Origin of the sequence: Arthrobacter sp. ov407, from assembly GCF_900102895.1 — a bacterium.
In the GTDB taxonomy this organism is placed as follows: domain Bacteria; phylum Actinomycetota; class Actinomycetes; order Actinomycetales; family Micrococcaceae; genus Arthrobacter.
Map to the genome: position 1 here is coordinate 1 of NZ_FNGD01000007.1, position 13,660 is coordinate 13,660.

General features: G+C 65.4%; 11 protein-coding genes and 1 tRNA gene. 8 read left to right on the top strand and 4 right to left on the bottom strand.

The annotated features are described in order from the left end of the window. Nucleotides 1-233: IS30 family transposase (locus tag BLS42_RS10215; protein WP_143019176.1), on the top strand; the 233-nt coding region annotated here is incomplete at its 5' end. Between the two features lie 32 nt (nucleotides 234-265). Here BLS42_RS10215 and BLS42_RS10220 read toward each other — a convergent pair. Both BLS42_RS10220 and BLS42_RS10225 read right to left on the bottom strand, forming a co-directional pair. Then, nucleotides 266-1,144 (bottom strand): redoxin domain-containing protein, encoded by an 879-nt coding sequence (locus BLS42_RS10220; RefSeq protein WP_090580464.1) that lies wholly within the window; start codon nucleotides 1,142-1,144, stop codon nucleotides 266-268. A gap of 9 nt (nucleotides 1,145-1,153) precedes the next feature. Next, nucleotides 1,154-2,368 (bottom strand): epoxide hydrolase family protein, encoded by a 1,215-nt coding sequence (locus tag BLS42_RS10225; protein ID WP_090581149.1) that lies wholly within the window; start codon nucleotides 2,366-2,368, stop codon nucleotides 1,154-1,156. Between the two features lie 899 nt (nucleotides 2,369-3,267). Here BLS42_RS10225 and BLS42_RS10230 point away from each other — a divergent pair. From BLS42_RS10230 to BLS42_RS10250, 4 genes are all read left to right on the top strand, one after another. Continuing rightward, nucleotides 3,268-3,615 carry a UBP-type zinc finger domain-containing protein gene (locus BLS42_RS10230; protein ID WP_090580467.1) on the top strand — a complete coding sequence of 116 codons (348 nt, stop codon included), beginning with the start codon at nucleotides 3,268-3,270 and terminating at the stop codon, nucleotides 3,613-3,615. A 757-nt stretch (nucleotides 3,616-4,372) separates the two neighbouring features. Beyond that, nucleotides 4,373-7,144 carry an MGH1-like glycoside hydrolase domain-containing protein gene (locus tag BLS42_RS10240; RefSeq protein ID WP_143019177.1) on the top strand — a complete coding sequence of 924 codons (2,772 nt, stop codon included), beginning with the start codon at nucleotides 4,373-4,375 and terminating at the stop codon, nucleotides 7,142-7,144. Nucleotides 7,145-7,169: 25 nt separating this feature from the next. Next, entirely contained in the window at nucleotides 7,170-8,720 is a 1,551-nt protein-coding gene (locus BLS42_RS10245) for an alpha-amylase family protein (protein WP_218122098.1), read from the top strand. Nucleotides 8,721-8,836: 116 nt separating this feature from the next. Continuing rightward, nucleotides 8,837-10,234 (top strand): MFS transporter, encoded by a 1,398-nt coding sequence (locus BLS42_RS10250; RefSeq protein WP_090580473.1) that lies wholly within the window; start codon nucleotides 8,837-8,839, stop codon nucleotides 10,232-10,234. A 53-nt stretch (nucleotides 10,235-10,287) separates the two neighbouring features. Here BLS42_RS10250 and BLS42_RS10255 read toward each other — a convergent pair. Continuing rightward, nucleotides 10,288-10,370 (bottom strand) — tRNA-Leu (locus BLS42_RS10255). Nucleotides 10,371-10,534: 164 nt separating this feature from the next. Between BLS42_RS10255 and BLS42_RS10260 the strand changes: the two genes are divergently transcribed. Further along, the gene (locus BLS42_RS10260; RefSeq protein ID WP_090580476.1) at nucleotides 10,535-11,851 is read left to right on the top strand and encodes a M20/M25/M40 family metallo-hydrolase; all 1,317 of its coding nucleotides are present in this window, start codon (nucleotides 10,535-10,537) and stop codon (nucleotides 11,849-11,851) included. 14 nt (nucleotides 11,852-11,865) lie between these two features. Beyond that, nucleotides 11,866-13,029 (top strand): acyl-CoA dehydrogenase family protein, encoded by a 1,164-nt coding sequence (locus tag BLS42_RS10265; protein ID WP_090580479.1) that lies wholly within the window; start codon nucleotides 11,866-11,868, stop codon nucleotides 13,027-13,029. A 71-nt stretch (nucleotides 13,030-13,100) separates the two neighbouring features. Here BLS42_RS10265 and BLS42_RS10270 read toward each other — a convergent pair whose 3' ends face one another. After that, nucleotides 13,101-13,334, bottom strand: a complete 234-nt coding sequence (locus tag BLS42_RS10270; protein WP_090580482.1) for a DUF5703 family protein — start codon at nucleotides 13,332-13,334, stop codon at nucleotides 13,101-13,103. A 39-nt stretch (nucleotides 13,335-13,373) separates the two neighbouring features. On the opposite strand from BLS42_RS10270, the gene BLS42_RS10275 reads away from it, so the two are divergent. Then, the gene (locus tag BLS42_RS10275; protein ID WP_090580485.1) at nucleotides 13,374-13,652 is read left to right on the top strand and encodes a hypothetical protein; all 279 of its coding nucleotides are present in this window, start codon (nucleotides 13,374-13,376) and stop codon (nucleotides 13,650-13,652) included. Nucleotides 13,653-13,660: the final 8 nt, after the last annotated feature.

The following is a 13,660-nucleotide window of genomic DNA, read 5'->3' on the forward strand; positions in this document are numbered from 1 at the left end:
CGCTCGACACCACGCTCTACTTCTGCGACCCGCACTCGCCCTGGCAGCGCGGGTCCAACGAGAACACCAACCGGCTCCTGAGGTTCTGGTTCGAGAAAGGCTCCGACCTCTCCGTCCACACCACGGAGGACCTCCGCCAGATCGCCGCGAAACTCAACCGCCGGCCCCGGCCCACCCTCAACCTGGAAACCCCGGCCAACCGGCTGAACCAGCTGCTGCAAGCGGCGGCTTAAACCCCGGCGTTGCTCCGACTCCTTGACTTTGCCTACTCGGCGGTACCGTTGCCGTGAGCGTCGATGTCGACCCCGTGGGCGGGTCCCGGCGGCTCGCCGTCGAGGAGGACGGTGAAGCGCACCGGTGTGTCCGTCGCCGGCGGGCCCATCACGAGGTTGAGGTCGCGGGCGAAGAACCTATACGAGATCGAACCATCGGGCTGGTCGAGCCGGACAGCTACGGAGCCGATCCGCCAGTCGCCTGACAGGGACCAGTGATTGCGCCGCAGGACGGCCGGCGCGGAGTAGAGCTGACGATCGTCGGGGACGACCGGTTCTGGCGAGGCGAGTCCGACTGCACGTCCGTAGCCGAGATACGTTTCCGGTGACCCCAGGCTGGACCAGTCGGCCGCCGCCTCGACGCCTTGGGGCTCAATGGTCATCAGGCCCTGTTCGATTTCGGTGCCGGCCTCGCGCAGGAGCATCTGGAGGACCATCTCGGATTGCTCGTATTCTCCTTCTCCAAAGTGGTGATGCCGGATCTGGCCCTTGGCGTCAGCGAAGTACACCGCCGGCCAGTAGTGGTTGTCGAACGCCTGCCAGAGGGCGTAGTCGTTGTCGACCGCGACAGGGTAGCGGACGTCCATCTCGTTGATGGCGCGGGCCACGTTGGCGAGGTCGCCCTCGAAGTCGAACTCGGGTGTCTGCACGCCGACGACCGTCAGCCCGTGGTCGGCGTAGGCGTCGGCCCATGCGCGTATCCAGGGCAGCGAGCGAATCCAGTTGATGCAGGTGTAGGTGCCGAAGCTAATGAGAACGACCCGGCTGCGGAGGTCCACCGGCGCCAGGGGCTGTGAGTTGAGCCACGTGGTGGCTCCGTCGAACGGGGGCAGTACCCCTTCGACTGGCAGATCGTTGCGGTGCCGAAACACTTTGGGCCCTCACCGCAGGGATCTGAACGCTGCGCGAAGCTCGGATGAGAACAATTGCGGTTGTTCCCATGCGGCGAAGTGGCCGCCTCGGTCGACGCGATTGTAGTAGATGAGGTTGTCTGGGTAGGCGCGCTCGGCCCAGCTCCTTGGGGCTTGGTAGAGCTCGTCGGGGAACACGCTGATGGCGAATGGGATCGTAATGGGCTTCGCGTCGAAGAACGACGCCGTGTTCTCCCAGTACAGCCGGGCGGCCGAGACGCCGGTGTTCGTCAGCCAGTAGAGCGTGATGTTGTCGAGAATGTCGTCCCGCGTCAGGTCTCCGGCCAAGCGCCCGTCCAGGATCTCCGCAATCAATCCAGGCTGGCCGGTTCCGTCGCCGTGGTCGATCGCGAACGCCGCAAGGTCGATCGGAGAGTCCGCGAACCCGTACATCGTCTGCGGGCGCGTGCCCATGATGAGGGCGTACGCGACATGCTTGGCGTAGAACGCGCTCAACTGGTCGTAGGCACGTTGCTCCTCGTCTGCGAGGCCGGAGGGCGCCGGCTCGCCGCGCAAGTAGCCGTCGAGGTCTGTTGGGGCGGTGCCCGGCATGTTCGAGTGGATTCCGAGCAGTTCCGGGGCGGCTTGCTGGCCCATCTGCTGCGTGACTGCTGCCCCCCAGTCGCCGCCCTGCGCCACGAACCGGTCGTAACCGAGCCGTTTCATCAGCACGACCCAGGCGCGGGCGATGCGGGACGGATCCCACCCGGTGTTGGTCGGTATGGCGGAAAACCCGTGGCCGGGCAATGACGGGATCACTAGATCGAACGCGTCGTCCGCACTCGCACCATATGCAGTCGGGTTCGTGAGGGGCTCGATGATCTTCAGCTGTTCGATGATCGAGCCCGGCCACCCATGCGTGATGATGAGCGGCAGCGCATCATCATGCTGAGAGCGGACGTGGATGAAGTGAATGTCCAACCCGTCGATCTCGGTGGTGAAGTTTGGGAGCGCGTTGAGGGTCGCCTCGCATGCGCGCCAGTCGTAATCGTTGGCCCAGTGGCGGGCGAGCGCTTGCATAGTCGCGAGTGGCACGCCCTGCGAGTCGTCCGTCACCGTCTCACGCTCCGGCCAGCGCGTCGCGACAATCCGGCGACGCATGTCCTCCAATGCCTCCTGTGGGAAGTCACTGCGGAAGGGTCGGATCGAGCTCTGATCGGTCGGACTACCTGTCGTGTCGGTCATGGTCTCCTCGTCTCTTCTCTCTTCTCCTAGGCGCGGTTGCATTCACACGCGCCGAACTTACTCCGTCACCTCGCAGCGTGGCGCTGTTCACGGGCCCCACGGCCTGTATTCGACGAGTTGCTGCCGCCACCGGTCTCGAACATTGAGATCACTTGCCGTACTGGTCATGCGATTGATCGCCACCAGCAGCTATGTCGGCCGGTCGACGGCTCGTTTGATCATCGGATGTTCCCCTGCGGTATCGGATGATGTGAGGGAGGTCGAGGCGTTGACCAGCTCTCATGTGCCGTCGACCACAGCAATCCCAGACTTCCGTGAACCAGCCGGGATGCTGACGAACGTCAGCGGATGACGAGACAAGCCTCGTGGTGGCATTAGCGCATACGAGGATTACTGAATGCTACTCGCGGGGGGTCGCACGGGGAAGGCCGCACCGAACGCCGCCCTGTCATGTTCTGAAGTGACCATGACCAGGGGGTGATCGCCTCTTGATGGTGCGTCACCAGATCAATCGTCACGCATCACCCCCCGGTGGGATGTCGATCCGACTAGATGGTGTCATAGGCGCTGTTATCGGGTCCTCGTGGACGCGTTGCACAGGGCCTGTAGTCGGCGTTCCGGTATCACGTCCGCCGCGGGCGAGACCGCGGCCGCGCCGGCCCGTTCCAATACCGTTCACAATCCGCGGCGAACGTCACCCGTGCAGTCCTTGCTGGAATGCGTCAACAGCGCACCCGTCACATTTTCACCATCTCCTGGGACCGCGCCGCGCTCGAGACGAATTCCGACAGGTTTCGGCATCCGCCGGCCCGGGACCCGCAGGACCGCGCCCTCCCGCGGGCGGGCCGGCCGACGTAAAGTTGGGCTTGTTCCACGCGTACCCGAGCGAGGAGGCGGCCATGGGCGATACCCCCGGCATCGATGTTTCGGTGCCGCCCAGCGGGACCGGCTGCGTTGAATGCGAAGCCGGCGGCGGCTGGTGGCTTCACCTGCGGCGGTGTGCCCAGTGCGGCCACATCGGCTGCTGCGACAATTCGCCCTCCCAGCACGCCACCGCCCACGCCCGCTCAACGGGGCACCCGGTCATCCGCAGCTTCGAACCGGGCGAGAACTGGTTCTGGGATTACCGCAGCTCCAGCTATTTTGACGGTCCGGAGCTGGCGCCCCCGGCAGATCATCCGGCGGACCAGACGGTCCCTGGACCGGCCTCACGGGTGCCTAGCGACTGGGAGGAACAGTTGCATTGACGCCTGGAGAAGCGGGGGGCATGGTCACGGAGAGGAACCGATCGACATGGCGTCCGCGCTGAGCTTCAACGTACTCGACGCGCCGGAGAAGCCTGTGGTGGGGGATAGGCCTCGGCCGTTCGGGCTGCCAATGGCCTGGGACCCGATGACTTCGACGCTAATCTACGGCGAGAACGACGCGGTCCTTGTGGACCCGCTCACCACCGTCTCCGAGGCTGAGACGCTGGCAGCCTGGGTTACGTGCCAAGGCTGTCGCTGCGCCGACGCCATCGGGATCGGGCACTGCAGCCGCCGGCGTCGGTTGGAACGATGAGTCCGATCCGGTCGCCCTCCCGGCCGACGACGGTGGCCGGCGTCGTTCCCGACCGGGACCTTCCGGAGCGAGGGCGGGATGGATCATCTTTGTGCTGTCTTGGGGTGGGTCTCGCTGGCGGTCAATTCGACCACGGGGTCAGGACAGTCACTGGCCTGAGCCGGAGTGATCGTTGGTGTGCGCGCTGTGCCGATGGTCCGCCGCCACGGCGCAATGCCCGCCGGCGGCGTCGATCCTGGTCCAGCCGGACCAGACTTGACGTGAACGAAAGGTGAATTGTTGCTCCGGGGCAACTAGGGCTGTGCGCCGACTGCTATCGTCATGCCAGAGGGCACACCCGGGCGCGGCGCATGACGTCGTAGAGGGTCGGTGGACCAGATCGTGGGCCGCCATCCGGGCACGTCTTGAGAGGTTCGGCCGGCACCGCTTCCTTGGGAGGACCCCATGACCGACGACACGACGACGCCGCCCGCGGCACCTCGGGGTGTGACCGCTGAACATGCCCGGCTGGCCGAGGCCACGGGTGCGGCGGAGGATGTCCTGTTCGAGGCGAATCCTTGGTACGAGTGGGGGCCGTACCTCTCGGAGCGGGCCTGGGGCACGGTTCGGGAGGACTACAGCGACAATGGTGACGCGTGGGAGTATTTTCCGCATGATCATGCCAGGTCCCGTGCGTTCCGATGGAACGAGGACGGCATGGCGGGGCTGTCCGATGTTCACCATGACCTGTGCTTGGGGTTGGCGCTGTGGAACGGGGCCGACCCCATCCTGAAGGAGCGGATGTTCGGGCTCACTGGTCCGCAGGGCAACCACGGGGAGGATGTCAAGGAATACTGGTGGTACCCGGATGCGTTGCCCAGCCATGCCTGGTTGCGGTGGCGGTATCACTACCCGCAGGCGGCGTTTCCGTATCAGCGGCTGATCGATGAGAACGCCCGTCGTTCCCGGGACGAACCCGAGTTCGAGTTGATGGATACCGGGGTCTTCGACGGGGGCCGGTACTGGTCCGTGGATGTCGCGTACGCGAAGGCCTCACCGACCGAGGTCCTTGCCCGGATCACCATCGAGAACCATTCGCCCGAGGAAGCGGTGCTTTCGGTGTTGCCAACCATGTGGTTCCGCAACACATGGCGCGTTTCGGGCGGTGAGGCGCCGTCGTTGTCCCTGGACGGGGACGGAGTCGCGGTCGAGCATCCACGACTGTCCGGCTACCGGCTCGACGCCGCCCCCACCCAGGAGGGAGTGCGGCCGCAGGCGTTGTTCTGCGACAACGAGACGAACACGGCACGACTGTTCGGGGCGGCTCCGGTCACCGCCTATCCGAAGGACGGAATCAACGACCACGTGGTCTCCGGCGCGGACACCGTGAATCCGCAACATCGGGGTACGAAGGCAGCCTGGTGGTATCAGGTGACCGTGCCGGGCGGGGGTCGGGTCGAGCTGCGGCTGCGGCTGCACCGGCCGGTCCCGGACCAGACCACACCCCCCGCCGGCTGGTCCGACTCCTATTTCGACGACGTCATGACAGACCGGGAGCGGGAAGCGGACGAGTTCTACGCGGCGATCGCCCCTGCTGGGATCGGTGCCGGGCCGATGCAGGTGATGCGCCAGTCCTGCGCCGGGCTGGTCTGGAGCAAGCAGATGTACCCTTATCGGGTCAACCGGTGGCTGGATGGCGACCCCGGCCAACCGGCGCCGCCGGCCGGGCATCGCAACGGCCGGAACACGGGGTGGCGGCACCTGGACTCGTTCGACGTGCTTGCCATGCCCGACCCGTGGGAGTACCCGTGGTTCGCGGCCTGGGATCTGGCGTTTCACGCCGTCACCTGGGCGCATCTGGATCCCGCGTTCGCCAAATACCAGCTGTTGGTGCTCCTTCGGGAGTGGTTCCAGCACCCGAATGGTGCGCTCCCGTCTTATGAGTGGAGCTTCGACGACGTCAATCCACCGGTCCATGCGCTGGCCGCCATCCGGGTGTTCGTCATCGACGGCGGCACCGACCTGCACTTCCTGAAACGGGTGTTCAACAAGCTGCTGCTGAATTTCACCTGGTGGCTCAACCGGCAGGACCCCGACGGGAACAACCTGTTCGGCGGCGGCTTTTTGGGTTTGGACAACATCAGCCCAATCGACCGCTCGCACCTGCCGCCCGGCTTCAAACTGGACCAGGCCGACGGTACCGCGTGGATGGCGTACTACTCCGTGGCGATGCTCACCCTCGCCACCAAACTCGCCGAACATGACGACGTCTATGAGGACATGGTGGTGAAATTCCTGGAACAGACCGTGCTGATCATGGACGCGCTGGAGGATTCCGGCTGCTACGACACTGAGGACGGCTTCTTCTACGACCGGCTCACCGACCCTTCCGGGATCAGCGTCCCGATTAAGGTGCAGACCCTCGTCGGGTTGATCCCTGCGCTGCCCGCGGTCGTGCTCCCCACCCAGGACACGGACCGGAACCGCCGGCTGCGGAAGCGGTTCGCCCTCCGGTTGGAACAGACCGATCGGCACGACATCCTCGATTGGCAGGTCCGCGGTGCCGGCGCGTCCAGGCGGACGCTGCTGTCGGTCCTCCCGATGGACAAACTCGTCCGGCTGTTCGGTACCTTGTTCGACGAGGAGGCATTCCTCTCTCCCCACGGCTTGCGATCGCTCTCCAAGCGCCACAACACGCCCTACACGGTTCCGGGGCTGCCCACCGCGGCAATCGAATACGAACCAGCCGAATCGCGGACCGCGATGTACGGCGGCAATTCCAACTGGCGAGGCCCGGTGTGGCTGCCGGTCAACTACCTCATCATCCGGGCCCTGCTGCAGTACGACCAGTTCTTCGGTCCCGACTTCACCGTCGAATACCCCACCCGCTCCGGTCACCACCTGACCCTGCGGGAGATAGCCGGTGACCTCACCGATCGACTGGTGAGTATCTGGCTCCCCGGGCCGGACGGACGCAGACCGGTCTATGGTGGCGTGGACCTGCTGCAGAACGATCCCGCGTGGAAGGACAACCTGCTCTTCTACGAGTACTTCCATGGCGACAACGGCGCCGGACTCGGCGCCATGCACCAGACGGGGTGGACCGCTCTGGTCGCGGACCTCCTCCTCGACCCACCCCGCCATAGCGACCGGATGGTGTTCCAGGACAATCCGGACCCAACCACCAAGGCAGGACCGCCGGAAACGGAAGCGGGAACCCATGTCCAACGAGGCTAAGGGACCGGCCGGCGTCCGGAGGGTCATGATCGGCGAGGGGGCTGTAACGGACGAGATGGCAGCGGCCGCCAGAGCACCTGGCCTGCCGCCACCGGTGGCCCACCCCTTTATCTACGAGATCAACACGTGGGCATGGCTCGAATCAATCAGGGTGGAAGAAGGTCAACCAACCGATCTGGGCTCCGTCCCGCAACGGTACTGGGATGAGATTGCCGGACTGGGTTTCGACTCGGTCTGGTTGATGGGGGTCTGGCGTCGCAGCCCCGCCGGAATCGCGATCGCACTGGCAAATCCAGCCCTGCGGTCCGATTTCCAGGCTGCTCTTCCCGATTGGCGTGCCGAGGATGTCGTCGGGTCGCCGTACTGCGTGAGGGACTATGTGGTCGATGACCGCCTGGGTGGCCCTGCCGGGCTTTCCGCCGCCCGGGAGGCGCTGGCGGTGCGGGGTGTCCGGTTGATCCTGGACTTCGTGCCCAACCATGTCGCACCGGATCATCCGTGGACCACGGGGGCGCCCGAGCTCTTCGTGCAGGGGACCGCCGCGGATCGGGACCTGGATCCGGAGTCCTTCGTCGAGGTAAGCGGCCGGGTGCTCGCCAACGGGCGGGACCCCTACTTCCCGGCGTGGCCGGACGTCGTCCAGCTCAACGCCTTCGACCCCGCCCTGCGATCGGCGGCGGTGGAGACGGTGAGATCGATCGCCGATCAGTGCGACGGGGTGCGTTGCGACATGGCGATGCTGGTCATGAACGACGTCTTCGCCCGCACCTGGGGTGCCCGGGTCGGCCCGGCACCGGGTACAGAGTTCTGGCCAACGGTGATTACCGCCGTCCGTGAAACCCACCCCGGTTTCGTATTCCTCGCCGAAGCCTATTGGGATCTTGAGTGGTCCCTGATGCAGCAGGGCTTCGACTACTGCTACGACAAGCGTTTGTATGACCGGCTTCATGGGGGTAGCGCTGACGAGGTGCGGCTCCACCTGCTCGCAGAACCCGCGTATCAGAACGCCCTTGTTCGGTTCGTCGAGAATCACGACGAGCCGCGGGCCGCGACGGCGTTCGGAGCCGGCCGTACACCGGCGGCGGCGGTGACGGCACTGACCCAGACCGGGGCACGGCTCATTCACCACGGCCAGCTGCTGGGGCGGAGAATACGCCTTCCGGTGTTCCTCGGCCGCTTCCCCTCCGAGCCGGTCGATGACCAGCTCGCGGCCTTCTACCGCCTGCTCCTGGCGGCTGTCGGCGACCCGGCCTTTCGGGACGGGCACTGGCAATTGTGTGAACGGTCGGGGTGGCCGGGCGATAACAGCTTCGAACACCTCGTCGCCTGGAGCTGGGACGGTGCCACCCGGTGGCTGATCGTAGTGAATCTGAGCGATGCGCCTGCAACAGGTCATGTGAGAGCACCCTGGCCGGACCTGCGTGGTCACCGGTGGCAGCTGACAGACCCGACCCGGGACATGAGTTTCGACCGCGCCGGTGACGATCTCGTCGACGGGCTGTTCGTCGGACTTGACGCATGGCAATGGCATTTGCTCCGCCTCGACCGAGCGCCAGAACGCGCTGACAACGACTGACGGGCCCCAGGGCGACCGCCGTTGTGCCGTCCGGCGGGACGGCCGACGGTCGCCGCCCCCGCACGCCAGCGATCCGCCGTCGGACGGTATCGCGACCACCTCGAAAGGAGCCCGGAATGGCCGGAAACGTCGTCACAGGCCGGACGAAACAGGAACTGCGCAGGGTGCTGGTGCCGCTCGCCCTGGCGCAGTTCATCTGCAGCTTCGCGGGCTCGAACATGAACGTGATGATCAACGATATGAGCGAGGATCTGAACACAACCGTCAGGGGAATCCAGACGGCCATCACGATCTTCTTGCTGGTCATGGCCGCGCTGATGATTCCGTGCGGCAAGCTGACCGACCTCTGGGGTCGCAAGAGACTATTTATCATCGGGCTCTCGCTGTACGGGGTCGGGGCGGTGATGAGTGCGGTGGCGCCGAACCTGTTCGTACTGATCCTCGGCAACTCGATCCTGGAAGGTGTCGGCACGGCCCTGCTGATCCCGCCCGTCTACATTCTGACGACCATGCTCTTCACGGACGTGACCTCCCGGGCGTGGGCATTCGGAGTGATCAGCGGCATGGGCGGGATCGGGGCGGCCGCGGGACCGCTGATCGGCGGGCTCATCACCACTGCGATCAGCTGGCGGGCGGCATTCATCTTCCAGGCGCTGATCATCGTGATCATCATTTTGCTCAGCCGCCGCGCGGTTCAGGACCCGGTGCCCGCGGACCCGAGCAAGCCGTTCGACTCCATGGGGGCTGTGCTCTCTGCCGCGGGGCTTGTGGTCCTCGTCACCGGCATCATGCTGGCGGACAACGACCTGCTGCTGATGGCGGTCTTCATGGCTGCCGGCACGCTGCTACTGCTCTGGTTCTTCACCCACGTGCGGACCATGGAGCGCAAGGGGGAGGAGCCGCTGCTGTCCACCGGGCTCTTCCGGAATCGAACATCGAATCTCGGCCTCATCACGCAGAACGTGCAATGGCTGATCCTGCTGGGAACTTCCTTCGTCGTGTCGGCGTACCTCCAAGTCGTGCGGGGGTACAACGCGATCGAGACCGGGGTGATCTTCACGGCGGCCACCGCCGGCATCCTGGTCTCATCCATGGCGGCAGGGCGGCTCGCGAAGGTGTACAGGCAACGCACCCTGGTCATCGTCGGCTTCATCGTCACGCTGTGCGGGATCGCCTTGCTTGTCGCCATGGTGAACGGGAATCCGTCTGCGTGGGCCTTCGCCCCCGGGCTTCTGCTGATCGGGCTGGGTGTGGGTGCGATGCTGACCCCGTCCGTCAACCTGGTCCAGTCGAGCTTCCCCGCTGAGCTGCAGGGCGAGATCTCCGGCCTGTCGCGCAGCGTGTCGAACCTGGGCTCATCGCTCGGCGTCGCCGTGGCGGGGACGATCCTCGTCACCTGGTCGTACGGTCTCGCGATGATCACCCTCGCCGTGTTGGGACTCGTCGGGCTCGTGGCAGCGTTCATGCTCCCTATCAGCCTGGTTCCTGCGAAGTCCGGCGCCCCGCCCGGCTGACCCGGCACAAAAAAACACCCTGGAATCCTTGGATTCCAGGGTGTTTCCTGTAGTGCGCGGAGGGGGACTTGAACCCCCACCCCCTTTCGAGGACTAGCACCTCAAGCTAGCGCGTCTGCCATTCCGCCACCCGCGCAGGTGGTAATTCCGAGATCATTTTCGCCTCTCAGCGTTTTGCTTTTCTCGGAAGCAGCGAGAAAGACTCTAGCACGACTTTTCCCGAAACAAATAATCGAGGCTTTGCGGGAGCCTGTGGGTAGGCTGAAGCCAGCAATCCAGCCACCGCCAAGAGGAGCCGCTATGACTGACAACCGGACTGAACCCAGGCCCGAGGATGAGGTCGTCAGGATCTGCCAGGAGCTGATCCGCATTGACACATCCAACTACGGTGACGGCTCCGGCCCCGGTGAACGCGCGGCCGCCGAATACACCGCCGGGCTCATGGCGGAGGTCGGGCTGGACGCCGAAATCTTCGAGGCCGCCCCTGGCCGCGCCAGCGTGGTGACCCGGCTGGCGGGGGAGGACCCCTCGGCCAGCGCCCTGGTGGTCCACGGCCATTTGGACGTTGTCCCGGCCCTCCGCGAGCAGTGGTCTGTCGACCCGTTCGGCGCCGAGCTGAAAGACGGCCTGATCTGGGGGCGCGGCGCCGTGGACATGAAGGACATGGACGCCATGATCCTGTCCGTGCTGCGCAATTTCGCCCGCACGGGCCGCAAGCCCAAGCGGGACCTCATCTTCGCGTTCTTTGCCGACGAGGAAGCCGGCGGCACCTACGGCGCCCGCTACGCCGTCGACAAGCGGCCCGAACTCTTTGAGGGCGCCACAGAGGCGATCTCGGAGGTCGGCGGCTTTTCCGCCACCATCGGCGGGCAGCGCACGTACTTGCTCCAGACGGCGGAGAAGGGGCTCTCCTGGCTCCGCCTCGTTGCCCATGGCCGCGCCGGCCACGGCTCCCAGATCAACACCGACAACGCCGTGACCAGGCTTGCCGGCGCGGTCTCCCGGATCGGCGCCTACAACTGGCCGATCGAGCTGACGCCGACCACCCGGCAGTTCCTCGACGGCGTCACCGAACTCACCGGGGTCGAATTCGATCCCGACGATCCCGACAAGATCCTCAAGGAACTCGGCACCGTGGCCCGCTTCGTCGGCGCCACGCTGCAGAACACCACCAATCCCACCCTGCTCAAAGGCGGCTACAAGCACAACGTCATTCCGGAATCGGCCGAGGCCCTCATCGACTGCCGGACCCTGCCAGGGCAGGAGCAGCAGGTCCTGGAGACCGTGCGTGAGCTCGCCGGCACCGGAGTGGACATCAGCTACGTGCACAACGACGTCTCGCTGGAGGTGCCGTTCGCCGGCAACCTCGTCGACTCCATGATCGATGCCCTGCATTCCGAAGATCCGGGCGCCAAGGTGTTGCCCTACACCCTTTCCGGCGGGACAGACAACAAGTCCCTGAGCCGGCTGGGCATCACAGGCTACGGCTTCGCCCCGCTGATGCTTCCGGACGAACTCGACTTCACCGGCATGTTCCACGGCGTCGACGAACGCGTCCCGGCCGATTCCCTGAAATTTGGCGCGCGGGTGCTGGACACCCTGCTCACCAACTACTGAACGGACACCCGGCCATGACGCCCGAGGACATCCTCAGCGGACCGCTGCTGGAACGGATCCGTGGCCGCGCCGCCGGCTATGACCGCGACAACGCCTTCTTCCACGAGGACCTTGCCGACCTGAAGGCGGCCGGCTACCTGAAGATCTTTGTCCCCGCGGCCGACGGCGGCCTGGGACTCGGGCTGGTGGAAGCGGCGCAACTGCAACGCCTGCTGGCGACGGCGGCGCCGGCCACGGCACTGGCGGTCAACATGCACCTGGTGTGGACCGGCGTCGCGCACGTACTTGCCGCCCGGGGTGACTCCTCGCTGGATTTCGTCCTCCAGGAAGCCGCGCAGGGGGAAGTCTTTGCCTTCGGCAATTCGGAGGCCGGCAACGACTCCGTGCTGTTCGATTCCCGCACCGAGGCCGTCCCCCTGCCCGACGGCGGCTACAGCTTTACCGGCCGCAAAATCTTCACGAGCCTCTCGCCGGCGTGGACCCGGCTGGGGATCTTCGGAAAGGACCCCTCGGGCGGGGACGGTGCCGGGGAGCTGGTCCACGGGTTTATCACCCGGGAAACGCCCGGCTACGAGATTCTGCCCGACTGGGACACGCTCGGCATGCGGGCCAGCCAGTCCAACACGACCCTCCTGGACGGCGCCGTGGTGCCGGCCGAACGGATCTTCCGGAAACTGCCCGTGGGCCCAAATGCCGACCCCCTGATCTTCGCGATCTTCGCCTGCTTCGAGACCCTGCTTGCCGCGGTGTACACGGGAATCGGCGAACGGGCCCTCACACTCGGGGTGGAAGCAGTGCAGCGCCGGACGTCGTTCAAGAACGGCGGCCGCAGCTACGCCCAGGACCCGGATATCCGCTGGAAGGTAGCCGACGCCGCGATGGCCATGGACGCGCTGTACCCTCAGCTGTCCCGCGTGGCGGCCGACGTCGACGAACTCGCCGACCACGGCAGCCAGTGGTTCCCCCGGCTGGTGGGCCTCAAGGTTCGGGCCACGGAAACGGCGCGCACCGTGGTGGACCTCGCGATCCGGGTCTCCGGAGGATCCAGCTACTTCCGCGGTTCCGAGCTGGAAAGGTTATACCGGGACGTGCTGGCCGGCATGTTCCACCCCTCAGATGACGAGTCGGCGCACAATACCGTGGCGAACGCCTGGCTGGGCCCGCTGGAAACACCCTAAAAGTGCCCCGGACTCGGCGGCGTTCAGTGCCCCGCTCCGGCCGATGTTCGTGGCATCAGTGCAGGGGAGCCCTAGACGGTGCGCTGGACCTGAATGACTTTTCGGCGCAACCAGAACCGCCGCCCGCCGCCCACGTAGAGGCGGCTGCGTTCCAGTTCCCATTTGCCGTACTCGGAGTGCTCCACGAGCCGGCGGCGGGCCTCGGGGAGGGAATCCTCAGGACTGACCGTCAGAACGAGGTACTCGTACTGCCTCACATAGTCCCGTTCCCGTCGGACCGAGCTGCTCAGAAAATGTTCTTTCATTGCTCTCCATTTTCGTCTTTTTCCGACTAACGTGAAGTCATGAGCATCGATCCGCGTGTCGCGCTTCAGTCACTGACCTCTGCATTCGAAGAACACCTGGCGGCGGCCTCCGCCCGCAGAAGTGACGGGGATCCCGCGGTCGAAGCGGCGTTCTTCGCCGTTGCTGACGCCTTTGAAGTCTACGACGACGCACTGTATGAAGCGTATGGGGAAGTGACGCCGCTCCAAGTCATCGACGAGGAAGATGACGACGACGATGACGAAGACGATATCGACGACGAAGAGGACCTCGAGATCCTGCAGAACTCAGAGAACTGACTCAGATT

Coding starts and splice junctions, on each gene's coding strand:
- BLS42_RS10225 (WP_090581149.1), bottom strand. CDS start 2,368: ATGACCGACACGACAGGTAGTCCGACCGATCAGAGCTCGATCCGACCC.
- BLS42_RS10230 (WP_090580467.1), top strand. CDS start 3,268: ATGGGCGATACCCCCGGCATCGATGTTTCGGTGCCGCCCAGCGGGACC.
- BLS42_RS10240 (WP_143019177.1), top strand. CDS start 4,373: ATGACCGACGACACGACGACGCCGCCCGCGGCACCTCGGGGTGTGACC.
- BLS42_RS10245 (WP_218122098.1), top strand. CDS start 7,170: ATGATCGGCGAGGGGGCTGTAACGGACGAGATGGCAGCGGCCGCCAGA.
- BLS42_RS10250 (WP_090580473.1), top strand. CDS start 8,837: ATGGCCGGAAACGTCGTCACAGGCCGGACGAAACAGGAACTGCGCAGG.
- BLS42_RS10260 (WP_090580476.1), top strand. CDS start 10,535: ATGACTGACAACCGGACTGAACCCAGGCCCGAGGATGAGGTCGTCAGG.
- BLS42_RS10265 (WP_090580479.1), top strand. CDS start 11,866: ATGACGCCCGAGGACATCCTCAGCGGACCGCTGCTGGAACGGATCCGT.
- BLS42_RS10270 (WP_090580482.1), bottom strand. CDS start 13,334: ATGAAAGAACATTTTCTGAGCAGCTCGGTCCGACGGGAACGGGACTAT.
- BLS42_RS10275 (WP_090580485.1), top strand. CDS start 13,374: ATGAGCATCGATCCGCGTGTCGCGCTTCAGTCACTGACCTCTGCATTC.